This is a genomic window from Cryptosporangium arvum DSM 44712, from assembly GCF_000585375.1.
Classification (GTDB): Bacteria; Actinomycetota; Actinomycetes; order Mycobacteriales; family Cryptosporangiaceae; genus Cryptosporangium; species Cryptosporangium arvum.
Genome location: NZ_KK073874.1, coordinates 7490525 through 7514817, shown reverse-complemented (window position 1 = coordinate 7514817; position 24293 = coordinate 7490525). Strand labels below are relative to the sequence as shown.

At 74.5% G+C, this 24293-nt stretch carries 10 protein-coding genes (1 of these 10 cut by a window edge); 4 read left to right on the top strand and 6 right to left on the bottom strand.

Annotated features, from left to right (window positions below; all coding sequences use genetic code 11):
* The first annotated feature begins 5 nt into the window (after positions 1 to 5).
* Positions 6 to 1148 (top strand): damage-control phosphatase ARMT1 family protein, encoded by a 1143-nt coding sequence (locus tag CRYAR_RS34155; protein ID WP_035857320.1) that lies wholly within the window; start codon positions 6 to 8, stop codon positions 1146 to 1148.
* Here CRYAR_RS34155 and CRYAR_RS34150 read toward each other — a convergent pair.
* The 4 genes from CRYAR_RS34150 to CRYAR_RS34135 form a co-directional block, all read right to left on the bottom strand.
* Complete coding sequence (locus CRYAR_RS34150; RefSeq protein WP_035857317.1) at positions 1145 to 2512, bottom strand: CoA transferase; 1368 nt, start codon at positions 2510 to 2512, stop codon at positions 1145 to 1147. The two genes, CRYAR_RS34155 and CRYAR_RS34150, sit on opposite strands and share 4 nt — an antisense overlap.
* A 141-nt stretch (positions 2513 to 2653) precedes the next feature.
* Complete coding sequence (locus CRYAR_RS44025) at positions 2654 to 3961, bottom strand: N-acetylmuramoyl-L-alanine amidase (RefSeq protein ID WP_084701318.1); 1308 nt, start codon at positions 3959 to 3961, stop codon at positions 2654 to 2656.
* 84 nt (positions 3962 to 4045) lie between these two features.
* The gene (locus tag CRYAR_RS34140; protein WP_035857315.1) at positions 4046 to 4372 is read right to left on the bottom strand and encodes an STAS domain-containing protein; all 327 of its coding nucleotides are present in this window, start codon (positions 4370 to 4372) and stop codon (positions 4046 to 4048) included.
* On the bottom strand, positions 4369 to 8445 hold the full coding sequence (locus CRYAR_RS34135) for a SpoIIE family protein phosphatase (RefSeq protein WP_035857312.1): 4077 nt from the start codon (positions 8443 to 8445) through the stop codon (positions 4369 to 4371). The genes CRYAR_RS34140 and CRYAR_RS34135 overlap by 4 nt, the downstream gene beginning before the upstream one ends.
* Positions 8446 to 8554: 109 nt before the next feature.
* Here CRYAR_RS34135 and CRYAR_RS34130 point away from each other — a divergent pair, with 109 nt between their 5' ends.
* Entirely contained in the window at positions 8555 to 9139 is a 585-nt protein-coding gene (locus CRYAR_RS34130; protein ID WP_035857310.1) for a hypothetical protein, read from the top strand.
* On the opposite strand, the gene CRYAR_RS34125 is transcribed toward CRYAR_RS34130, so the two are convergent.
* Positions 9136 to 9816 carry a YwqJ-related putative deaminase gene (locus CRYAR_RS34125; RefSeq protein WP_035857308.1) on the bottom strand — a complete coding sequence of 227 codons (681 nt, stop codon included), beginning with the start codon at positions 9814 to 9816 and terminating at the stop codon, positions 9136 to 9138. The two genes, CRYAR_RS34130 and CRYAR_RS34125, sit on opposite strands and share 4 nt — an antisense overlap.
* A 47-nt stretch (positions 9817 to 9863) precedes the next feature.
* Here CRYAR_RS34125 and CRYAR_RS34120 point away from each other — a divergent pair, with 47 nt between their 5' ends.
* Positions 9864 to 10481, top strand: a complete 618-nt coding sequence (locus CRYAR_RS34120; RefSeq protein ID WP_035857306.1) for a hypothetical protein — start codon at positions 9864 to 9866, stop codon at positions 10479 to 10481.
* Positions 10478 to 11836 carry a PDZ domain-containing protein gene (locus CRYAR_RS34115; protein ID WP_035857304.1) on the top strand — a complete coding sequence of 453 codons (1359 nt, stop codon included), beginning with the start codon at positions 10478 to 10480 and terminating at the stop codon, positions 11834 to 11836. The genes CRYAR_RS34120 and CRYAR_RS34115 overlap by 4 nt, the downstream gene beginning before the upstream one ends.
* 8 nt (positions 11837 to 11844) lie before the next feature.
* On the opposite strand, the gene CRYAR_RS34110 is transcribed toward CRYAR_RS34115, so the two are convergent.
* Positions 11845 to 24293, bottom strand: partial view of a toxin glutamine deamidase domain-containing protein gene (locus tag CRYAR_RS34110; RefSeq protein ID WP_035857302.1) — the final stretch only. 20341 nt of this gene lie beyond the right edge of the window; only the last 12449 of its 32790 coding nucleotides appear in the window; the start codon falls outside the window, past its right edge — the gene reads right to left on this strand; the stop codon is at positions 11845 to 11847.

Sequence of the window (24293 nt, the reverse complement as noted above, 5' to 3'; positions counted from 1 at the left end):
GTCGCGTGACTGAGACGCTCGCCCCGGAGATCGACAGCAGCGATCCCTCGTCGTTCCCGTGGAGCGTGTTCCACGACCGCCACCCGGTGCTCGTCGAGCGGGTGGCCACCGAGGTGCCGCGCCCGGCGTCGCAGCGCGCCGCGCTCGACGCGTTGCTCGCCGAGACGACCACCGGCACGATCACCGCGCCCGACGTCGACGCGCTGCGTCACGAGCCGTGGCCCTGGTGGCGCCCGGAGTACCGCGACCTGCCCTGGGGCGAGACCCCGTTCCTCTGGGCCGAGAGCTACTTCTACCGCCGTGTCCTCGACGCGGTCGGCTACTTCGTGCCCGGCCCGTGGCGCGGCATCGACCCGTTCGCGCCCACGAAGTCGCGTGAGCTGGCCGGGGCGGCGGTCGACGCCGAACTCGCCGCGCTCGACGCGGAGCCGGGCTGGGACGCGCTGGTCTCCTCGTCGCTGTGGGGCAACCGCGCCGACCTGAGCTTCCAGGCCGGCCCCACCGCCGGCCACGAGACCGGCGGCCTGATCGCCGACGACAGCGCCCAGTTGCACACGCTCGTGCACGACCGCCCGGCCGGCGAGGTGCACCTGATCGCCGACAACTCCGGCCGCGAGTTGCTGCCCGACCTGATCCTGATCGACCATCTGCTCGGCGCGGGGCTCGCGACCGGCGTCGTGCTGCACGTCAAACCGCACCCCTACTACGTCTCCGACGCCACCGCGGCGGACGTGCTGGCCGCGCTCACCCGGCTCCGTGCCGCGCCGGGCCGGGCCGCCGCCGTCGGCGAACGCCTCACCGGTCTCCTGCGCGACGGGCGGCTCCAACTCGACGCGCACGAGTTCTTCTGCGGCCCGCTGACCTACCAGGCGCTCCCGACCGACCTGCGGCAACGGTTCGCCGGAGCGTCGCTCACGATCAGCAAGGGCGACCTGAACTACCGCCGCCTGGTGGGGGACCGGCACTGGGCCACCACCGCGTCGTTCGCCGAGCTCACCGAACACTTCCCGAGCCCGGTGGCGGCCCTGCGCACGCTCAAGTGCGACGTCGCCGTCGGCCTTCGTGAGGAGACCGTCAACCGGCTGGACGCGACCGGCAAGGCGTGGCGCCTCACCGGCGAGTACGCGGTGATCCACGTGCGGCCCTAGAGCCAGACGGGTTCGCTGCTGCCCCAGGTGACCGGGCCGGTGGTCCAGTCGCCCGGCCGTCCGTCGAGGCGGAACGGCGCCACCGCGTGCCGTACGACGCCGTAAGGGCTTGGCAGCTCGGCCAGCCAGGCGTCGCTCCGCTCGGCCTCACCCCCGGTGCGCTGCGGGCGCGGCGCGTTCAGCAGCCAGGCGGCGGTGCGGGCCAGCGAGGCCCGGATCGTGGCGCCGGTGGCCGGCCGGGCGAGCGCGCGGAGGATCGCGGCGGCCAGCAGGTAACCGGTGGCGTGGTCGAGGGCCTGCGCGGGCAATACGCCCGGCGCACCCTCGGCGTCCGCGGTGAGCGCGGCGACACCGGTCGCGGCCTGCACCAGGCTGTCGAAGCCCCGCCGCGTCCGCCAGGGCCCGGACGCGCCCCAGGCGGTGAGGCCGGCGACCACCAACTCCGGACGCGCGGCGCGCAACCGGGCCGGGTCGAGCCCGAGCGCGTCCACCGCGTCGGACCGGTAGCCGGTCACCACGACGTCGGCACCGGCCAGGAGTTCGTCGAACGTGTGGCGGTCGGCGGGCGAGCGGAGGTCCAGAAGCGTCGAGCGCTTGCCCAGGCCCATGTCGAGGTGCTGCGGGATCAGTTCCGGCAGGCCGGGCGGGTCGACCCGGAGCACGTCCGCGCCCAGGTAGGCCAGCGTCCGCGTGGCCACCGGCCCGGCGATCACCCGGGTCAGGTCCAGCACCCGCACTCCCGCCGCCGGCGCACCACCGTCCGCGACCGGCGTCGACCCTGGGCCGGCGGCGGCCGGCGCTCCGACGGGCGTGGGTTCGACGTCCACTACCGGGCCGGTGGACGCGGCCCGGCCGGCGAGGGACGCGGCCCACGCGTCGGGGGAGCGGACGGCCACGGCCAGGCCGCCGGCCGCGGTGACCGTGTCCTCGACGTCCGCGGCGTTCCGCCGGGCCAGGTGCGCGGCGACCGCGGCGCGATCGGAACCGGACGGCAGTCCGAGCGCGGCGAGCAGCCGCTCCTCGTGGTGCGGATAGTTCGCGTGCGTGCGTACCCAGCCGTCTCGCGTCCGGAAGAAACCGGACAGCCTGGCCCAGCCGCCGACCTCGGCCCCGTCGAGGCGCAGGTGGCGTTCGCTGGTGAACGCCACCGCGACCGCCCGCCGGTCCACCACGCACTCACCGACCCCACCGCCCCGCGCGGCGAGCAGGTCAGCGGCCGCGAGACCGGCCGCCGCGACGGCCGCGACGGCCAGATCCGTCACCGGCAGCAACGACGGCAACGTCTCCGGAGGCCCCTCGATCCGCAGCCGCGCCGACGCCGTCGGCGCCCCACCCCGGAACTCCGCGATCGCCTGATTCTCCACGACTCGACACTAGGCCCGGTTTCCGAGGCCGGCAGTCCACCGTGGCCGCCGCCCCCGACCAGAACTCCGCCATCCGGCCGACGTCACGCACGTCCAGCGTCCACTGCGCGAATGAGCTCACCATGGACGGTGAGTCCCCCGTCAGGCCGCGTTCAGCCCGTACCGGCCGATCAAGGTCTTCGCCCGGGCGCGGACGGCCGGCAGGACGGCGAGGCCCTCGTCGCCGGGGCAGGCCGTGCGGCTGGTGGCACGGTGCGGGGAGATCGCCGGGATGCTCACGGTCGCGCGTCGGGTGAAGCGGGTCGACGGGCCGCCGGTGAGCCGCTGGGTCGAGAGCGGGTCGATGCCGTACCGGCCCAGCTTGAACGCCGCGTAGCGGGCGATGGCCTCGCGTGCGGCCGGGCTGATCGGCTGGGTGTCGTGGCTGCCGATCACGGCGATGCCCGAGGTGCCGGAGTTGAAGCCACCGGCGTGGATGCCGATGACCGGCTTGTCGAGGCCACCGGCGCGGCCCTCCCAGAGGCGTCCGAACTTGTCGACGAGCACGTTGTAGCCGATGTCGCCGTACCGTTCGGTGACCGACATGTAGTAGTAGATCGACCGGATGATGCGGGGCACGTCGTCGGCCCGGTAGTCGTTCGTGGTGGCGGTGTGGTGCAGCACGACGGCGCGGACCGCGGCCGCGTACTGGGGACGTTTGCGCAGGTAGGATCCGCTGGCGCCCCAGGTGCTGCGGCGGTGGACGGCGACCACGCCGTTGCCGTAGCGCGTCGGCTGCGCGGCTGCGGCCGGCAGGCCCTGGAAGGTCGTCCGTTCGGGGCCGGGGTCGAGCAGGTCGACCGTGACGTCCTTCGGTGGGCGGCCGCGCACGCCGGTGAGCACGACCTCGACCGCGTCGGCGTCGCCGGTCCAGGTCAGGCCGGGGCCGGTTCGCCCGGCCCGGTTGTTCGCGCCGTGGTAGGCGTTCGCGGTCCACGCGGACCACTTCGGGGTTCCGCGGGGCCGGGTGCGGATCGCCACGCTCACGTCGCCGAGGCGCACGTCGCGGCGCCAGCTCACGCCGACCGCGGCGAACCGCGGACCGCCGGCCGAGGCCCGCAGGACCCGGTTCCGGCCGTCGGGCGTGAACTCGTGGTCGCCGGCGAGCGGTACCCCCGCGGGCTGCGCCGCCAACGCCAGCGCCCCACCGGACGGCGCGGCCGCACTACCCAGCTCCATCCGCCGCGCCACCCGCACCACCCCGTCCGCACCCGCGCCGGCCGACGCGGACCCGCGCGCGCTCGCGCCGGTCGACGCGGACCCGCCCGCGCGGACCGCGATTGCCGTGACGACGGGCTCGGTGTCGGCGGCGGCTCCGGTGCCCGGTGTCAGCACGCCCGCGGCCAGTGCGGCCGTGGCCACCATCCCGCCGGCGAACAGTGGCCGGCTCGTTCTCCTGGGCTTCCGCATGACCTCACGCCCTCGCGTCCGAGATCAGGAGTCGGGGCGTCGGAAAAAAACAGCCCGTCTACCTCGTCGGCAGCGGGCCGCGAATCATGAGCGGGACTCGGAATCCTCCGGCCGGATCACGTGCACGTCGGTCAGCTGAGTGAGGCCGCACACCGTCAGCAGGTACTCGTTCAGCGGCGCGATGTGCACCTCGATCCGGTCCGCGTGCACGAACAGCGCCGCGAGCGCCGCGCTGTCGAGGTAGTCGACGCCGGTCAGGTCGACGAGGAGCCGGCTGCCGTCGGGGGTCACCTCGGCCGCCAGGCGGTCCCGGAAGTCCGCGGCGTTGCTCAGGTCGATCTCGCCGGTGGCGGTGAGCCGGGCGCGGCCGTCCTCGGTGACGCCGGTGGTGATGCGCAGGGGGGCAGTCATGTAGCGATCCTCGTGGCCATTTCTACGGTGGTGCCGGTCGCACCGGTGTGCAGGGTGACATCGGCCATCAGTGAGCGGATCAGGGGGAGCCCGTGACCGCGGTGCGGCGTGCCCGTGGTGTCTTTCCAACTACCCTCGTCGGACACGGTCACGCGCAGATCGTCGCCCAGGGTGCTGGCGACCAGCCGGACGCGCCCGTCGGCGCCACGGTATCCGTGTTCGACGGCGTTGGCGCATGCTTCACCGGTGGCGATCAGGACGTTCTGGGCGTCGAGCGGCCGCAGCCCGGCGCGACCGAGCCACTCCCGGAACGTGGAGCGGACCCCGGCGAGTTCGCGCTCGCGGGCGTCGAATGAGACGTCGAGCGGTGCCGGGTGGCGATAGAGCAGCAGGGCCACGTCGTCGGCGGTGCCGTCCTGGCCGGCCAACTCGTCCATCACCTGGTCGGCGAGTTCCTCCACCGGAAGCGTGCGGTGGTCCCGCACCGTACCGGCGGCCTGCTGGATGCCGACGTCGATCGACAGGCGCCGCCGTTCGACCAGCCCGTCGGTGTAGAGCAGCAGCACCGACCGGCCCGGGAGCATGATCGTGGCGTCGGTACGCCCGTTCTCGCGCCGCAGGCCCAGCGGCGTCCCGCGCCCGGATTCGAGCAGCTCGGTGCTCCCGTCGGGGTGGGTCACGATGCCCGGCGGGTGGCCGGCGCTGCTGTAGACGAGCCGGCCGGTGTCGGCGTCGAGGATGCCGCAGAACGCGGTGGTGCACGCGGCTCCCGGCAGCAGCCGGGCGAACTTGTCGAGCGCGGTGAGCACCGCGGCCGGACCGGTTTCCTGCAGCAGCAACGCGCGCCCGGCGCTGCGCAGCTGCCCCATCACCGTGGCCGCGACCAGTCCCCGGCCCACGCAGTCGCCGACCATGATGCCGATCCGCCCGTCCGGCAGGTCGACCGCGTCGTACCAGTCCCCGCCGACCTCGAGCGGACGCCCGGCCGGCTGGTAGCGCACCGCGAAACCGCCGGGCAGCACCGAGGGTCCGAGGATCGAGCGCTGGAGCGCTTCGGCGACGGCGCGCTGCTGGTCGAACGCGTACGCGCGCTGCAGTGCCTGGGCCAGTGACCCGCGCAGCAGCCCCAGCAGGGCGTCGTCCTCGGGGCCGAACCCCCGAGCCGGATCGAGCACCAGCCAGAGCGCGACCGGGCCGAGCGCGGAGTCGACGGTCGTCCCGGCCCCGGTGGGGCGGCCGCGGTCCCCCTCGATGCGGATGCCCGGCGAGCCGGTGTCGAGGTGGCCGGGCGGTTCGTCACCGGGGCCGGACTGGGCGGCCACCCCGGAACCGCGGGCGAACACCGCTTTCGCCCGCCACTGCTGGCGGAGCTGGTCTACGCCGGCCTGCAACACCTCGGGCACGGTCCTGGCCGCCCCGAGCCGCTCGTTCATCGCGTTCAGCGCGGCGTCACGCTGCGCGGCCCGGTGTTCCGCGGTGACGTTCCGGATCGTGCCGACGATCATCTTCTCGCTGCGGTCGTCGTCGACGAAGTTGATCGACACGGCGGCCCACAGCCGGTGACCGTCGCGGTGCTGCAGCGGGATCGTGAAAGCCCCGTAGGGGCCCTCCACCACCCGGCGGTAGGCCTCAACGACCTGTTCGTACGCGGCGGGGTCGGCGCGCGCGTCCGGCCACCAGGGCTGGGGCGCCGGGTACGGCAGGTCCTCGGCCGGGTAGCCGAGGATGTCGGTGAAGGCCGCGTTCACCTCGACGACCGCCCCGTCGCCGTCGGCGACGAAGAACCCTTCCTGCAGCGAGTCGACGAGCGCCGCGCGCCACTGCGCGTGATGGTTGCGCAGGCTCGCGAGGTCGACGATCGTGCGCACCCGCGCGAGCAGTTCCTGGGCCGCGAACGGCTTGACCAGGTAGTCGTCCGCGCCCGCGGAGAGGCCCTCGACCGCGGCTTCCTGCCCGGCCCGCGCCGACAGCAGCAGGACCGGGATGCCGGCGGTGCGGGTGTCGGACCGGAGGGCGGCGACCAGCTCCAAGCCGTCCAGGCCCGGCATCATGACGTCGCTGACGATCAGGTCGGGAGTGTGCGCGCGGGCGAAACCGAGGGCGGCGGTGCCGTCGACGACCGTCGTGACGTCGTACCGGCCGCGCAGCAGCCGCTGCAGGTAGTCGCGCATGTCCGCGTTGTCGTCGGCGACCAGCACCCGGGCCCGGGGAGCGTCGCCCGCGGTCAGCGGCCGGACGACGGACGCGTCGCCGAGGGCGGCGGAGTCGTCGGGGAGCCACCGCAGGGCCTCCTGGACGAACGGTTCGGCGGTGCTCGCCGGCAGCTCGACGTCGGTCGTCGCCGTGATCTGGTCGGCCGGCAGGTGCGCGGACCCGAACCGCAGGCGGATCGTGAACGTCGTGCCGCGGTCCCGCTCGCTCTCCGCGGTGATCTCGCCGCCGTGCAGCTCGACGAGCTCACGCACCAGAGCCAGGCCGATGCCGCTGCCCTCGTTCGAGCGCGAGCGCGGCATCGGGATGCGGTGGAACCGTTCGAACAGCCGCGGGATCTCCTCCGGCGGAACGCCGATCCCGGTGTCGGCGACCCGCACGACCGGCCCGGCCGCGTCCTGGGTCACCGCGACCCGGATCGTGCCGTCGAACGTGAACTTCAGCGCGTTGCTGAGCAGGTTGAGAACAACCTTCTCCCACATTCCCCGGTCGACGTGGACCGGCTGGTCGAGCCGGGGACAGTCGACGTCGAGCGTCAGGCCGGCGCGCTCCACCGCCGCCCGGAACACGCTGGCGAGCTCCGCGGTGAACAGCGCCAGGTCGATCGGTTCGAACCGGGCCTCCATCCGGCCGGCCTCGATGCGCGAGAAGTCGAGCAGCGTGTTGACCAGCTTCGCCAGCCGCAAGCTGTTGCGGTGGATCATCTCGACGTCGTCGCGGGAGCGGGTGTCGTCGGCGGCCAGGCGCTCACGCAGCTCCTGCACCGGGCCGCTGATCAGCGTCAGCGGGGTGCGGAACTCGTGGCTGATGTTGGAGAAGAACGCGGTCTTCGCGCGGTCGAGCTCGGCCAGTTCCTCGGCGCGACGCTCCTGGGCCTGGTAGCTGCGTGCGCTCGCGAGGCCGTTGGCCACGTGGGTGGCGGTCAGCTCGACGAACGAGCGGTAGGACGCGTCGTCGGGGTCGCGGTAGCGGTTGAGCGCGGCGACCAGGACGCCGTAGGACGTTCCGCCCGGCCGGAGCAGCGGCACCAGCAGGACCTTCGTCGGCGGCAACGGCCAGTCGCCGCGGGGCAGCGTCGCCGAGAACGCGCTGTCCACGTCGACGAGCGTCGGCTCCTGCCGGGTCGGGTCGAGCGGCCAGGGCGAGCCGTCGGTCAGCGCGAGCGGCGCGGCCGGGTGCCCGGCCTCGATGCCCGAGGTGGCGGCGAGCTCCGCGGTTCCGTCCTGGTCGAACAGGTAGATCGCGGAGAACGGCAGGTCACGCAGGTTGCGTCGGAGCTGGTCGGCGGCGAACGTGAGCGTCTCGCGTTCGGTGCGCACGACGCTCGGGTCGGAGCCGAGGTCGCGCAACGTCGACATGCGCCGGGCGCCGATGACGCGCTCGGTGTCCTCGCTGACGACGCAGAGCATCCCGACCAGCGCCTGGTCGTCGTCGCGCAGCGGGCTGTAGGAGAACGTGTGGTAGGTCTCCTCCGGGAAACCCGAGCGCTCCAGGAACAGCAGGAGCCCCTCGTCCCAGGTGGCTTTGCCGGTGTCGAGCACGGTGCGGATCCGGGGCCCGATGTCACCCCAGATCTCCCGCCAGACCTCGCTCGAGTTGCGGCCGAGCGCCCACGGGTACTTGCGCCCCAGCGTGTCGCGTCGATAGGCGGCGTTGCAGAAGAACGTGAGCTCCGGGCCCCAGGCCATCCACATCGGAAACCGGGAGGGGAGCAGGATGTTGACCGCGGTGCGCAGGCTCTGCGACCACCCGGCGGGCGGGCCGAGCGGCGTCGCGCGCCAGTCCACCCGGGCCAGGTCGGCGCCGACCTCGGGGTCGGAGGCGAAGACGTCGAGCCCGGCCGGAGATCTGTCACCACTCATCGGGCCGGAAACCCTCTCGCCGGGGTGGGACTCGACCGGCCTCACGGTACCTTGCGCTGCTTCCGACGGCGGTCAGGGGCGCGTGGGGCGTTGGGCTATCGTGCCTCACGTGAGCGACCGGATGCTGCTGCCTATCGGGCACTCGCTGGGTGTCTCCGCTGATCCGGCCACCGGTGAGCCGTTCCACCGGGTGCGTGTCGGCCCCGACGTGGTCCGGCTCCCGCACGACCGGTTCTTCGTGTGGGCGTTGACGCACGGGGCGCCGGAGCGGGTGGAGGGCGAGCTCTGGGGCCCGGACGAGGTGCTCGACGCCGCGGTCGGGGTGGCGGACCCGGGTGGCGCGCTGGCCGGGCTGATCGAGGACGGGTTGGTGGCCTCGGTCGTGCCGGGGGCGCCGGAGGCCCTCGCGTTCGCGCGCACCCACCAGCTCCGGCCGCTGATGCTCGGCCTGGGCAACCGGCCGGACGACCCGGAGACGTACGAGGTGGGGCTGCCCGGGGAGCCGCTCGTCCGGCTCGGCGCCACGCTCGCGCACTTGTACCTGTGGGGACATCTGCGGGCGAACCTCTGGGTGGCCTGCGAGGCCACCGGCGGGGTGGCGGAGGAGACGCCGGAGCTGATCCTCGCGGCAACGCTGGAGTCGTTGCACGGGCTGCTCGGCCCGAACGCCGCCTACCTGGACCGGGCGGCCTAGCGGGACGGCTCGGCGGCCGCCGGGCTCAGCCCCAGGAAGTCCAGGAACAGCAGGATCGGCAGCGTGGAGCGGTGCACCGTACCGGTGGCCGGGTCGTCGTCCTCGCGGATGCGGTAGGTCTCCAGCCGGGCGCCCTGCACCAGCTCGCGCGCGTCCTCGAGCGTCAGCCGGGGACGGCCGGCCTCGGCGCGCGCGATCTCCTCGGCGATGAGCATCTCGGAGAAGACCGCGGCCTCGGCCGAGCGCTCGACGCCGCGTTCCTTGTACTCCGGCGGCATCGCGTCGAAGAACGTCGAGACGATCGGGTGCAGGATGCGGTCGGTGTCCGACCGGCGGCTGCGCGCGACCCAGGACCGCTCGGCGATCGTCAGCTTGCTCATCGTCGACGGGAACATCCGGGGCCCTGGCCCGTCCGGCGGCTCCGGCGGCCGGAAGCCGCGCCGGTACGCCTCGGCGATGTCCTCCGGCGGGATCGTGCCACCGACGACCAGCTCGCCGGACTCCCGGTCGAGCACCATGCTCGGGAGCCCGAGGGGGTACGGGACCGCTGGGGGGAAGCGGGCGGAGATCACCCAGCCGAGATCGAACTCGTGGAGGACGGCTTCGGCGCCCGGCGCCACCGACTCGACCCACTGCCGTGCTCGTTCCTCGGCATCCGTGCGATCCAAAGCCGCCATGGTGCCCACTGTAGCCAGAGTGGCCACCCGCCCTACGATCGAGGCCGATGAACGCAATCGTGCTTCCGATCGGCCACTACCAGGGGGTGGTCCACCCATCCGGCCATCACGTCGTCCGGATGGGCTGGGAGCCGATTCCGCTCGACGACGACGGCCCGCTCGACGTCTGGGGCTTCGCGCACGGCCTGCCGGAACACGAGGGTGCCTGGGACCGGTCCGAGGTGATCGCGGCCGCCGTCGGCGTCGGCGTCCAGGACGCGGAACCGATCCTCGACGCCCTGCTCGACCGGGGTCTGGTCGTGGAGGTGACGCCCGGCACCGACGGCGCCCGGGAGTTCGCCGGCTACCACCGCGTGGCGCCGCTGCTGATCGGGCTCGGTCGCCCGGACGGCGAGGAGCTCGACGGCCTCGGCATTCCCGGGCTGTCGGTGGCGCTGCGGGCCCGCCCGCGGGTGATCGAGGTCTGGGAGTGGGCCCACCTGTGGCCCGACCTCTGGTCGGCCTGCGAGGCACTGGCCGAGGCCGCGCGCGACACCGGCTCCCTCGATGCGTCCGAGACCGACCCGGACCAGGTGCTGTCCTTCGTCCTCGGTGCGCTGCAGGACCTGGTCGCCCACGGCGCCGCCTACCTCGACCATCGCGCGTCACCGGGACCACGGGGATGAGCGGACCGCCGCTGATCCCGGTCGGCCATTACCACGGGACGCTGCACGGCGAGCCGGTGACGCATCTCGTGCGGCTGGGGACGCAGCTCGTGTCGCTCGACGACGCCGAGCACACGACCTGGCTGCTCACCCACGACGACCAGCCGGAACCGTCCGAGGTGGTCTCGCGGCTCCACCGGCGCGGCCTGCTGGCGGAGCTGCCGACCGGGCCGGACGAGAACGCCGGATTCGTGGCGCGGTACCGCCTGGAGCCGCTGCTCCACGGGCTCGGCAACGCGCCGGGCGCCGCGGCGGGCCGCTTTCGCGTCGGGCTGCCGGGCGAGCGGATCGGACGCTGGACCGGGCTGTCCGGGGCGTGGGCGGAGCTTGGCCCGCTCGTCTACGGGATGTGGCGGTGGGCCGGCGCGACCCGATCCCTGGCCGAGCTGTGCGAGTCGACGGACGCCCCGATGCCGCCGGACGCCCCGATGTCGATAGACGCCCCGGTGCCGCTGGACGCGCTCGTGGAGCAGGCCGTTCGGCTGGCGGCCGTGTCCGTGTCCGGGTGGACCGCCGCGCTCCAGCCGGCGACGTCCGTGAACCTGGTCGGAGCGGCCGCGAGGTCACTGCCCGCGGCGGAGCCGGCCGACCCGGCCGTGGCGCAGGAGCCGGAAGAGGTCCTGGAACTGCCCTACGTTCCGGGGCGGCCGGACTCGCCGACGGCCGGGGTACCGCGTTGGAAGACCGACCCGGGACATCCGGGGGCCGCGGGCTGGCTGTTCGCGGTCGGGCACGACGGCGGCCCGTTCCACCGTCCCGACGACGGCGTGTTCGTCACGCGCGTCGTCCGGATCGGAGCGACGGACCATCGGCTCGACGCGACCGGGGCCCGACTGTGGGAGATCGTCCGCGGCGCCGATCCCCGGCGGCTGTGGACACGCGGCGCCGTGGTCGCGGCGGCGGTCGAGCAGGGGGTCGCCGACGCGGCCGTCCCGCTCGACGACCTGATCGACCGGGCCGTCGTGGTCGAGGTGCACCCGGGCACCGCGCAGGCCGAGGAGTTCGCGCGGAGCTATCGGGTTTTCCCGCTGCTGCACGGTCTCGGCACCCCCGAAGACGACTCCCGCGTCTTCACCTACGGCGTACCCGGGCGATGGGCGGCGCGGTCCGGCATCGACAGTTCACTGCTCTGGCGCACGGCCGGGCAGTGGCCGACGCTCTGGGACACGCTCGTCGCGCAGGCCGATCATTTCCAGCGTCTCGGCGTGGCCGACCCGACGCTCACCGACCCCTCCGAGTTGCTGACCGCGCGGGGCTTCCACGCGATCCGTGACCTCGTCGAGGCCGGCGTCGCCTACCTGGACGTCGCGCCGTAGGCGAGGGGTCAGGGCTGGTCGGGGTTGGCCGTGGGACCGGCGAGCGGGTTCGGGCCGTTGCCGCCCGGCCGCCGTCGTGACATCACCCGCTCCAACGCCTCCTGCTCCAGATCCAGGTCCAGGAGCGTGGCGGCGATGTTGCGCTCGGCCGCGACGATCGCCGCGTCGACCTCGGCTTCCCGCCTCTCGTAGGGGGCTTTGCGTGCGGCGGCGCGGTAGTCGGCGTGGGTGTCGGCATAACGATCGCTCCAGCTGCCCGTGATCGCGGTGACGGCACCGCGGGCCGATTGGCCGGCGAGGCCCTGCTGCATCAGAGCGCCTTGGCTCGCTGCTTGGGCGCCCGTCGCCGTCCCGGGTGCCGCGGTGCCGGGTGCCGCGGTGCCGGGTGCCGTCGTCGCCGCGTTCGCGGTGTAGAGCGACGGCAGGAAGAGTTTGCTCGCCGCGCCGATGACCATGCTCGCCCCGAGGTAGACGTACCCCGGCCATCCGTAGGCTTCGAAATACTCCCGATTGACGAACTGCTTGAACGTCAGCACGGGGACGTCCTTGGGGGGAACCGGGCTCGGCTCGATGCGGGGCAGCATCTCCCGGTCGAACAGCGGCTCCTGCCAGCCTTCGCCGATCTGCTTCCCCAGCCACTGGGCGTGCCGGAGATCGGTGACGATCGCCTCGATCTGTTCCAGGCGCTTGACCTTGACCCGGAGGTTGAGGTTCGCCTGGTCCCGCTCCTTGCGAGCTTTGCGCTGGTCCGCGTGGTACATCATGCGCGACTCGGAGGAACCGCCGACGAGCGTGCCCGCGGCGCCGCCGTACAGGCCGACCTCGACGACGTCCCACGAGATCGGAATGTTGAAGTACTTACCGGCCAGCACGGTTCCGACGGCAGCGGCCCCGGCGCCGAGCCCGACGGTCGATGCGGACTTGATCAGGTGCGGGATGAATCCGGGCATCTCCCGCTTCCAGGACCAGGACACCCGGCCCCCCTCCGGCGCCGGTGTCGCGCCGACCACCGGCAGCCGGCTCGGCGGTGGGTCGGAGTCCGGGACCCCGGCCTGTCGAGCGAGCCGCGCCCGCTCCTCGAGAAGGAGTGCGGCCTTGAACTGCAACTCGTCGAGGACGCGCTGCTCCTCGGCCACGACGTGGCGGCTGTGCTCGTAATCCCGGTCGCGTTGCCGGTCGGCGTCGCGGTTCGCCTCCTCTTCCTCCTTGCGCCGGCGCAGCCAGTCGCCCACCGCGGTGCCGACGCCCGCGACGACTCCGGCACTGATGACCCAGGGCGACAGCGCGACGCCGGCCTCCACGATCAACCAGGTGCCGATACCCGCGGAGACCAGCGGTGTGACGGCGAACTTGCGCAGCAGCAGCCGAGCCGTCAACAGGGCGCTCTGCGCCGGGCGCGGCGGAAGCGGTACCGCGTTGGGATCCAGGAGGCGGTTCCCGTAGACCTCCCCGGGCCGGGGTGCCGCCGGCACGCTCACCGTACTCAGTGGCCCGAGCCGGTCGTTGAGGTCGTCGAGCAGCCCCTGATAGCTCCGGAGCCGCGCGCGGGACTCCGTCGCCGCCTTCTTCCGCCCGGCGATCGCCTTGATCTCCGCGTTCCGCTGGGTGCTGCGGATCAACCGCCATTCCCCCCACCCACCGCCGAGCGACGTCACGACGGTGAGCGTTCCGGTAAGGGCCGCCACCATCGGACGGCCACTGGCGAGCGTCGCGAGGCTGCTCCCGGCCAGCCCGACGCCCGCGGAGCCGAGCGCGGCCTTCAGGACGTACCAGCCCACGGCCGGAACCGCGGGCGGTGTCCCGAGTTCGTCCTCGTTGCGCCGCGAGCGCGACCACGGGTCGTCCAGCTTCGCGATGCCTCGCCGGGCCTTCTTCACCAACCCGGAGTCGAGAGCGCGTGCGCGATCGACCGCATCGGGCTGCGTCGGGTGCAGGCCCAGCCGGGCCAGTGTCTCCTCGAACTCCGCGCTGCGCATACCCGCGGAGAGCGCGACCGTGTGCAGGTAGGCGATCTCGCCGTGCCCCTCGGGCGTGATGACCGGGTCCCCGTCCGCGCCGGGCTCCCAGAGCACGGGGGTCGCCCCGGCGGCCGGGACGCCAGGGGTCAGGGAGGACGCTTCGACGATCCGGCGTGCCACCTCCCGCGCCAGCGCGGCGCGCAGACGGTTAGGCGCCGCGGTGTCCGACAACAGCAGGACGTTCCCGTCGTTCGGGTCCGGGCGGCTGCTCACTCCGGAGTCGAGGGGCGCGGCGGCGACGTCGAACGTGATGTGCTCATCGGGCCCGTCGTCCGCGTTGATCACCACCGTGACGCGCTGCCGCCCGGTCGCCGCGTCGTCGACGGTGATCCGATGCGCCCCGGTCACCGTGGCGAGGCGGCGCAGCCCGGACGACACGGTGCCACGGACCCGCCGGTCGCTCGCCGTCCTCGCGGCTCCGTCGCGGGCCGCCAGCTCCTCGCGCAGCGTCGCGGGAAGCCCGGCACGATTGGCGGTCACCGCGGGATGGTCGGCGAGGTAGCCCTCCCGGGCCAGGAGCAAACGCAGCCGGGACTCGTCCTGACGACCGCTCTGCGGACGCAGCACCGGCCGCCTCGGCGCGCCCGAGGCCGCGTCCGGAGTCGCTCGGTGCCGGGCCCGGGCACGCAGATGACTCTGCCGTTCGAGCAGGACCCGCAACCGCGCGACCGTCGACGGGTCGGCATGCGGTGGATCGACGGGCGGATCGATCGTGTGCAGAAGATCCGCGGCCTGCACGGCCGCCTCCATCGCGACGGCGTCGGGCGGCGCGGTCGGCGACACCAGCAGGCCCCGGACGGCCGGCTGTCCGGGGCCGTCCGGGAGATCGAACGCGATCGCCGCTTCCCCGGGGCGCAGCGCGTCCACCCCGGGCGGAGGAGCGGTGACGACCTGCAGCTTGATCTCCTGGCCCGTCTCGAAGCGGACGGTCAGGACGTCGTTGCCCGCGCCCGGCGTCACCTTGGTTCCGGCGTCGTAGTCGTGGGTGCGGAAGCGCGCGGCGTCTTCGACGGCGCGTCGGGCGGCGGCCAGCGCCGCTCCCGGGTCGGCCGCGGCCTGACTGCCGTCGTGGCGTGCGACGAGTTCGTGATAGCCGACGGGTATCCGGCCGCGCAGCCCGTGCGGATCGTCGGCCCCGACGGCGATACCGATCCGGACGAGCAGATCCTGGGCGGCCCGCCGAGCGCGTCGCTGGGAACGAGTGGTCCGTCCGTCGTCCGCGGCGCCGGCCGACGGGTACGCGATCCGATCCAGGACGCGTAGTTCTTCGAGCGCGGCGAGCAACCCGGCCTGCGGCCGTCCGCCGCTTCGGACGCGAGCCAGCTTCTGGGCGTCCGCATCCGGGGTTCCCAGGTGGAAGCTGGGCACGTCGGATCCGGCGGTGGTGATCTGGGTGCGGAGCACGTCGGCGAGCGCCCGGGTGGCCGCCGCGTCGATTTCCGCGGCCGAGTGCTTCTCGGAGACGTCCAGCGTCCACACCGTCTCCGTCCCGGTGTCCTCCGCTCGCGTCGACTTGGCCACGACACCCTTGCCGAGCGAGTCGACGAAGATGCGCAGCCGGATCGTCGAACCGTCCGGCATCGTGAGGAGGTAGCGCGGTGCGGGCTCCTCGGCGCCGCGGCCGACTTCCTGCGGGCCGCGGCTGACCCGGCTGACCGTGACACCCAGCCGCTCGGCCAGCCCGGTGAGCGCGGTCTCGGCGACCAGGGCCCGTTCGTCGGTGGTCTCGCCGTACTGGAGATTCGCCAGCAGCGTCCCGAACTCGGCCGGAAGCGCCGCGATGCGGTGCCGGCCTCCCGGCTCGTCCGGTAGCGCGCCGATGGCCTGAGCCAGCGCGTCGACACGACGGCGGATGAACTGCCGGGTGGCCCGATCGGCGCGCTTCGAGCTCGCCCGGTATGCGCGGGCGAGGAACCGGCCCTCGGCCGCGATGGCCCAGTCGTCCGGAGTCAGGTCCGCGGGCCGGACGTCGGCGTCGAGCGGCCCCGGCACGAGGCGCGGTCGAGCGTCGGCCGGGGTGCTGCCTTCCAGCTCGGCGGCGATGCGGGCGAGCTCGCGGACCACGGCGGCCTGCCGGGCGACGCCCTCACCCCGGGTGTCGAGATGGAACGTCCCGGCCGCGAAATCGCCGCGGGCCAACCGGCCGGGGCCGGCCTGATCGACCACGAGGAGCAGCGTCGCCTGCACGTCGGCCCGTCCGGGCAGCCGCACCACGACCCGGCGCGGATCGCCCTGGTCGCGGGCGACGACGAGCCCGGCCGCGGGAGCCAGTACCGTCAGTTCCGAGGCGAGTGCGGCGAAGTCCGCGGCCGGGTACGAGCCCAGACCGTCGGCGGCCGCCAACTCGGTGAGCACCTCCGGATGCCGTCGGAACATCGTCTCCCGGTGAGCGTCGACGCCGGGCACGTCGCGATCCAGTCCGAGCCAGCCGGTCACCCGGTCCAGGCGGTCCCGGACGACCTCCGCGCCGGCCGGCGGGTCGGTGCGCCGGAGCTGGTCGACCAGCATGGCGACCTCGAGCGTCCGGCCGGCGTCCGGTGCGCGGTCCGGGTCGTCGGCCATCAGTTCGCCGAGCCGGCGGGCCAGGGCCTGCTCGACCTGGGCGTCGTCGAGCCACGGGGAGAACGCCAGCATGAGGGACCCGTCGCCGGGCATTTCCAGGTCGACGACTCCGGTACCGAAGCCCGCGTGGTCGCCGGAGCCGAGCCGGAACTCCTTCACGACCCCGGTTCCCGGATCGGTGAGGCGGAACAGGCCGGGCGCCGGTCGCTCCACCCGGAACCCGCCGAGGCGGGCCACGGTGTCCAGCGTCCGCACGGCGCGGTACGTGACGGTCTGCGGGGCCCGGGTTTCGCGCCCGCCGTCGAGTTGGTCGAGTTTCCTGCGGACGTCCTCGGTGAGCTGGGCGCGAAGGCCGGTGACACCGGGTGCGCCCGGGTCGAGACCCAGGCGGTGGGCCTCGGCCCGCACCTGGGCGCTCAGCTTGGCGACCCGCCGGCCGGCGATGAACGGGGTGACACCGGCTCTCCACGTCGATTGCCTGGCCTCGGTCCAGGCGGCACCGAGCATCCGGACCCGGGCGCTGAACACCCCGAGCTCGATCTCGTCCTCCGGCGTCAGCGCGTCGGGATCGGGGTTCGGCTCACCTCGGTGCAGGACGCGGTCGGTGGGGCGGTCCGCCGCGGCCTCGGCTGCCGATCGGCCCGCGGGAGGCTGCAGGACGGCCAGCGCCACCAGCTGGCGGATGGCGCTGATCTCGGTCTCGCGTTCCCACTCGGCCTTGGTGTGCAGCGGCGAGGCTCCGCGCTCGGCCGGTGGCGTCAGCAGCCAGCGCATCCACTCGGCCGGGCGGATGTTCGACGGGCGACGCTGGTTGATGACGATCGTGGCCAGCCGGCCGGTCGGCTCGGAGGGTTGATCGGTCGATTCGGTTTCGACGAGCGCACCGCCGATGAGCTCCAGCTCGATCGTGCGGCCGTTCTCGAGGGCGACGAGGTAGGTCCCGGTGAGGTCGTTCTCGGCGGCCCACGGCGCCGGCTTCCAGACGACCTCGATGACGCTGGGAAGGTCGCTCACCTGGTCCAGGGAGTTGCCGACGCGCGCGAGCATCCGCTGGGTTCGTTTGTCGTCCCAACGCAGGACCACCCGACGCCAGCTGGGCCGGTCGACTTTGCGCATGAGCCGGGCCTGCTCCGGGCTGAGCTGCCCCTCCGCGACGAGAACGGTCAGGCGGGACGTCGATCGGGCGACACCGCGGTCGAGCTCGAGGGCGCGCGACACCTCCCGGATCTGAGAGCGGATGACCGACTCGTGGGGGACGTTGCGGATCGTCCGCTGCTGGGCGGTCCCGAGCTTCGCCAGCAGCACCCGGAGGGTCGCGATCTCGGCGTAGTGGCGGGGGCGCCAGGCGCGCGGATCGAGGGGCAGGGTCAGCCGGTCGTAGTTCTTGTTCCGGGGACGCGGGGGAGTGACCTGGCCCCGTACCCATCGGGTCACCTCGGTGGCCACCGCCATGGTGATGTCGGTGGCGTTCGCTCCCGGCTTGAGGACGACGGTGAAGTTCTGCGGCTCGTCCGGGGCTCTCGTGCGCGCGTCCGGGGGGAAGACGGCCAGATCGGCGGTGTCGCTCGGATCGCGGTAGACGGCGACCTCGGCCACCACGGACTCCGTCCGGCCTCCCGGGCGGGGCACGTCGGGGATCATCACCCGGAGCACGTTCGGCCGGTCGGCGAGCCGCTCGACCTGAATGGTGGCTGCCTCGTACTTCGCTGCCTCGTCGGGCGCGTCCGGAATCTTGATGGTGGGATTCGCGAACAGCAGGGCGGCTTCGGCGGCTAGCAGCCCGGTCGTGACCGTCTCGTGCGTGCCGAGCCTGCCGTCGTGGGTCTCGAGGAGTCTCCGCACATCGGCCGGGAGGGATGCCCGACGCTCGGCGGCGCCGATCGTGTCGTGCCCGAGGCCGAGTTCCTCGACGAGCGGGCGCGCGATCCCCGGGGTGTCGGTGAGCAGTCGGCGCAGGCGGGCGACCGCGATCACGTCGCGAGCGCCGTAGTCCTCGGGCCGGACCGGTTCGGACTGCGCGCCGGGACGCAGAACCACGGTGTCCTCGGGCAGCCCGCGTCGCTCGGCGAGATGCCGGGCGACCTCGGCCGCCAGCGCCAGCGTGTGCGCCTCCGTCTCGCCGACGTAGATCGGTGGGCGGCTGCGTGTCACGGTCAGCACGTCGCGCTCCGGGACCCGGACCTCCGCCGGGTCCCGGTCGATCGCCACCTCGATCGTGACCTGGTCGCCGCCCGGCAGCGTGACGCGGGCGGCGCCGTGCCCGATGCGTTCCACCCCGGTCGCCCCGGCGTCGGTGGCCGCCTGCACCATCCTCTCCCTGGTCTCCTGGCGGAGGCGGACGACCTCCTGGTCGAGGAGCGTGTCGAGGCGCTGGTGGTCGGCATCGGGGATCAGGCCCGCGGCGCGGAGCCGCGCGTAGTGGCGCTCGCCGCCGGGCCGGTCCGGGTCCAGGCGGGACTCGGTGCGCAGCCGGGTCGACGCGCGTGCGGCCGCCCGTCGGCGGAGCGGTCCGAGTCCCGGATCCGACGCCTGCCGGCCGAGCTCGACCAGCTCGGCCGCCGCGGCGACGTCGTCGACGGTGATGTCGGTGGGCAGTCCCGAGAGCCGGGCGAGTTCCACGGCGGTGGCCCGCGCGATCGCCCGATCGAGGGCGAGGGGATCGGCGTCCGCGAAAACGGTCACCAGTGGACCGGAGGTGGCGGTGGCGGGCCGTATCCGGGCCGGCGCGTTCCGCGGGTCGCCCGGAACCCGGTCGCCGACTCGGATCGTGAGCGTGCTCACCCCGCTACCGGCCCGCAACGACACCTCGCCGACGCCGAGCCGGACGGGCTGCGCCGCACCACCGGCGATCGCGTGCCGGCGGGTGACGTCCTCGATCTGCCGGCGGGCCCGGGTGAGGTTCGGCGGCTCCGCTCCACCGACGACGGCCAACGCGCGCTCGGTGGCCGCGTCCAGGACCGAGCGGCGACGTGCGATCTGATCGCGCTCGGCGCGCTCCGCGGTGATCTCCGCCGCCGAGCGAGCAGGCGGGCGGACGTCCCCGGCCAGCACGCCGGTCTCACGGGCGAGCGCGTGCAGTGCTTCGGTAGCCGGCACCGACCGTCCGCGGACGGTCCGCTGGGCCTGCGCCAGGCCCAGTTCGGCCCGGCTCCGGTGATCGGCGACGACCAGGTCGTCCTCGGTGATCCGCGCCGCCTCCACGCCGGTCCGGAGAACCGGAGGGCCGACGGCCACCCCGGCCCGGATCGCGCGCAGTTCGGCGACGGCGCCGGCGAGGCCGATCGCGGCGTCGGTCGGCGCCGCCCGGTGATCGAGCACCACGGCGCCGCTCGGGGTGTCCACCACCGCGACCGCACCGCTCGGCACCGCGGCGAAGACGAGACGGACCCGCTCGGGCGCACCACCGTGCGGCGTGACCAGGAGGATGTCCGGCTCCGACCGGTCGATTCGCGTGCTCCGCACGCCGAGTGCGTCGGCCAGGCCGCGCAACTCGCCGGTCGCGCGTTCGGCGCCGGCCAACAGCGAGCGCAGCACCGCGTCCGGGTCGGGACGGGGCAGGCGGCCGTCGATCAGCTCCGCCAGCGCCGCGGCGACGTCGGTCCCGCCGGAGTCGGGAGTGGAGGCCGGCGCGAGCGAGCCGGGTGCCGCGGCCGACGCGGCCCCGCGCGAGAGCAGCGCGCGACGGCGGGCGGCGTCGGGGGCACCCAGGCGCAGGCCGAGGCGCCCGGCCGTCCGGGTGAGCTCGGCCAGCGCCTCCCGGCGTTGTGCGCGGTGGCCGGATCTGGCCGTCTCGATCAGCTCGGTCAACCGGGCCCGGGCCGTGTAGTCGCCGATCCGGAAGTCCGACCGGTCGACGTCGGCGGGCAAGGGGTGGTTGCCGAAGACCGGTGTCCTGGTGGCCGGTCGCCTTCCGAGCGAGGTGGACGTCGTGACCAGGGTCGACCCGATCGTCCGGGCGATCTGCGTCGCGGCGTCGATCGCGGCCGCGGTCGGGTCGGCGTCGGCGGCGACGGTCACCCGCACTGTTCCGGCGCCGAACGTGACCGTGGCCGGTGGGTCCCCGGCGTCGCCGACGACGACCTGCGCGGTGAGCCCGGCGAAGCCCGGGGGCACGAGGTCGACGAGGGCCCCGCCGCGGGCCTGTGCGGTGCCGCCGAACGTCGTGACCGCGCGGGCGACGGCGTCCTCCACCCGCCGGGTGACCGGAGTGCGTGGTGTCCCGGCCTCGGTGGCGACGGCGTCGAGGTGGGCGGGGTCGAGCAGACCGGCCCGGACCGCGGCGGCCAGGCGGGGCGCGGTGTGGTCGAGTGCCCCGGTGGCCGGGTCGAGGGGGAGGAGCGCGGCGTCCACCAGGGTCTGGCGGAACCGTTCCCGGGCCGGGCCGCGACGCAGTGGATGGACCTCGTCGACGGCGCGGGCCGTACCGCGGACGCGGGCCAGCGCCTGGTGGTCGGCCGCCGAGAACCGAGGAGCGGCGTTGTCGGCGCGGAGCTGGACGTCGGGCGGGCCGCTGCCGAGAAGGTTCGTCGGGCCCGCGGTTCCGGTGGCGACGGCGACGTAGGCCGCGATCTGGGCGGCGACCTCGATCTGGACCTCCACGCGGCGGCCGCGTACCGGGCGCGCGATGCCGAGGATCGGGGGCTGGGCCGGGTCGGCCCGGCGCACCCAGGCCGCGCGGACCGTACCGGGCGCGAGATCGTCCGCTTCGGAGAGGACGAGCGGCAGCTGACGGCCGTTGTTCGTCGTCACGAAGAAGGCGCCGGGCCGGCCGGCGGGGGTGATGCCCGCGACACCGGCGATCTCCGCGATCCAGGCCGCGTTGCGGAGGTTGTCCGACGGATCGGTGCCGAACAGCGGGCCGTCCGGGTGGGAGGCACTGTTCGGGTTTCCGCCCGGTGGCGGCCCACCGGGCGGCGGCCCACCGGGCGGAACCGATCCGCCGGGCGGCGGCCCACCCGGTGGCGGCCCACCGGGTGAAACCGGTCCGCCGGGCGAAACCGGTCCGCCGGGCGAATTCGGTCCGCCGGGCGAACTCGGTCCGCCCGAGCCTCCCGGTCCGCCTGGTGCGGCGGGGACGCCCGGCGTGGCGCTGCTGCCCGGCGTGGCGGTTGCGGCGGGGGCGGCGGGCCGTAGGGGCGGGACGGTGGTGCTCGGCGCGGCCGGACCGGTCGTCGGAGTCGCCGCCGGGGCGGTGGCACCGGGCGACGCGGGACGGAGCGTCGGGGGAGTGATCGTCGGCGTCGAGCCCGCACCGAGCACCGCGGCCAGCGACTGTTCCCGCTGCCGTACCGCCGCCCGCTCCTGTGCGACGCCGTCGCGAAGCTCGCGCAGGTACTCCTCGGCCCGCGCCGCCGCGCTCCGCTGCTGGCGACGCCCGACGTCACCCACCACCGCGAGCCGCTGTGTCTGCGCCGCGAGCCCGACGTTCGGCTGCGGGTCGAGCGCGGCGATCCGATCAGCCAGGCCGGGATCGATCGCCGCCCGGCGACGGGGCCACCCGGCCGCGTCCGGATCGAGGTCCGCGCCGGGCCGCGGAGGTGATTCGTCGAGTGCCGGAGCCAGCCCGGCCGCGGCGATCTGGGCGCGTGCGCGGGCCCGCAACCGGCCCGCCTCGGCGGGCCGGTTGGCCGCCTGGTCGAGCCGGTCCAGCGTCTGACCGATCGCGGCCAGGCGCTGGTGGTCACGGCTCGTGAACGCGTCCGGATCGATCGGACCGTCGGCAGCGCCACCGGCGAGGACGTTCGCCGACGCCCGCCCGCTCACCGCGTCGCGCAGTGCCCGCTGGACGTCGTCGGTGACCGTGGCCGCGTCGACGGGCCGGGTCGGACCGTCGGGCAGCACGGTGATCCGCACCGGCTCGGTCGCGGATCCCGTCTCGATCCGCAGCCGGAACTCGCCGTCGTCGCCGGTCAACCGCACCGTCCCGGCCGGATCGACGCGGACGTCGGTGAACGGGGTCCCCGGTCCGCTGAACGACTCCGCGACCTGCCGGGCGCGCTGCGCGAGCGCGAGCGGCGACGACGTGGCCGGTCCCGGATCCGGCTGCCCGGCCGCGAGGGCGGCCAGCCGCGCGTCGAGCCGGTGCCGTGCGGCGGTCAGCTGCGCGCGCTCGCGTTCGAGCGTCGCCGCGTCCCGGCCGGTCCGCGCCTGGTCGAGCGCCGCCTCCCGGACCGCGCGCGCCCGGGCGCCCAGAGCCGCCTCGCGCTGCGCCGCCCGGTCGTGGGGGCGGTTCTCGACGATCGTGCGGACGTCGGCCGGCAGCTGCGCCACCCGGTCGGCGAAGCCGGGCGAGCCACCGACCGGCGCCCCGGTGACCGGGTCGACGCGTGGTGCGACCAGGTTCTCGGTGCCGAGCAACTCGTCCAGTTGCCGGACGGCCCGCTCCCGGGTGCGCGGGTTGCGTGCGGTGGTGGCCCGGTGCAGCTCGCGAATCCGGTCGACCGGGACCGCGCCACCGGTCCCGCCACCGGTCGCGCCACCGGTCGGGCCGCCGCGGGCCTCGGCGCGGGACGGCGCGGCCGGGTCGGTTCCCGGGTCGGGCAACCCCGGTACGGGCTTCGCCACGCCGTTCGCGTCGCGCAGGATCACCCAGAGCCCGCTGAGGCTCAGCGACCGGTTGAACGGACCGTCGCCGACGCGGCCGGTCTGCGGATCGACCCACTTGACGGATCCGCCCTGGTTGACCACGGCCCAGACGTGGCCGGCGCCCCCTTCGGTCCAGGAGAGCGCGATGTACGCGCTCGCGCCGGGCCCCTCCGCGTCCACCGCGTCCACGATCGTGCGGACGCCCGCGTCGATCGCGGCCCGGTGCTGATCGGCTTCGGTCCCGCCGGGAACCGTGACGACCGGCTGGGTCGGGCGTCCGAGCCACGCCTCGTCGACGTTCTGCCAGGTCCGCCCGTAGGCCTGCGTCGACTCGGCCTCGGACCGGGTGACGATCGTGCTGCGCGAGCTGGGTGCGGCGACGGACGGCTCCCGCCCGTCCCAGACGTCGAAGAATTTGCGCACCGCGTCGGCGCAGTTCAGCCGGGAGTACGGGTCGTGCCGCCAGGCCGGGTTGAGGAGCGGTACCCAGTCCACGAAGTCCGGCGACCCGTCGTCGGCGACCGGGCGGTGTCTGCGGTACCCGCCGTCCGGGGTGCGCAGCGCCTCTTTGATCGCCTGGTCCTGCTGGCGGAGCGGGGGACGGTAGCTGTGCGGTCCGAAGAGGGAGAGCAACCCGGCGGGGACGCGGTCGCCGGTCGACGGCGTCCGCAGGTACTGGGCGAACCGGTCCTCGGGCCCCACCAGCTCACCGAAGTCCGCGTCGCGGTCGATCCGATCGAGCAGGTCGGCGGCGCTCAGGTCGGTGGGCGGCGCGGCGACCGGGAAGAGCGCCGAGTAGGCCTCGCGCAGTGCGTCGACGTGGGGTTCGGTCGCGTTCTCATAAGCGCGCCGGGCCTGGTCGGCCCCCGCCCGGGCCGCTTCGAGGCCGGGGTCGGCCACGGTCGCGGGGTCGGCCCCGGCGGGGTCGGCGAGTGGCTGCCGCTCGGCCGTGAGCCGGGCCAGCCGGCGTTCGGCGTTCACCCACCGTCGCTTGAGGTCGTGAGCCTCGCGGAACACGTCGTGCAGGCGCTCGATCCGGTCAGCGGCCTGGTAGTACGCGACCGCCTCGGCCTCGCGCTGCCGGACGGCTTCCGGGTCGGTGCGCCAGGCCGGACCGGTGTCGGGCCGGACCGGCAGCCGCACGGCCTCGGTCTCCGGAAAGAGCGACCGGCGCACGAACTCCAGCGAAGCGACCAGCTGGTCGATCCGCGCCCGGATCGCCGCCGGTGCCTCCACCGGTCGGTCGGAGCCGGCCGCCGCGTCCACCGCGGCGTCGGCCGCCGCCCGGATCG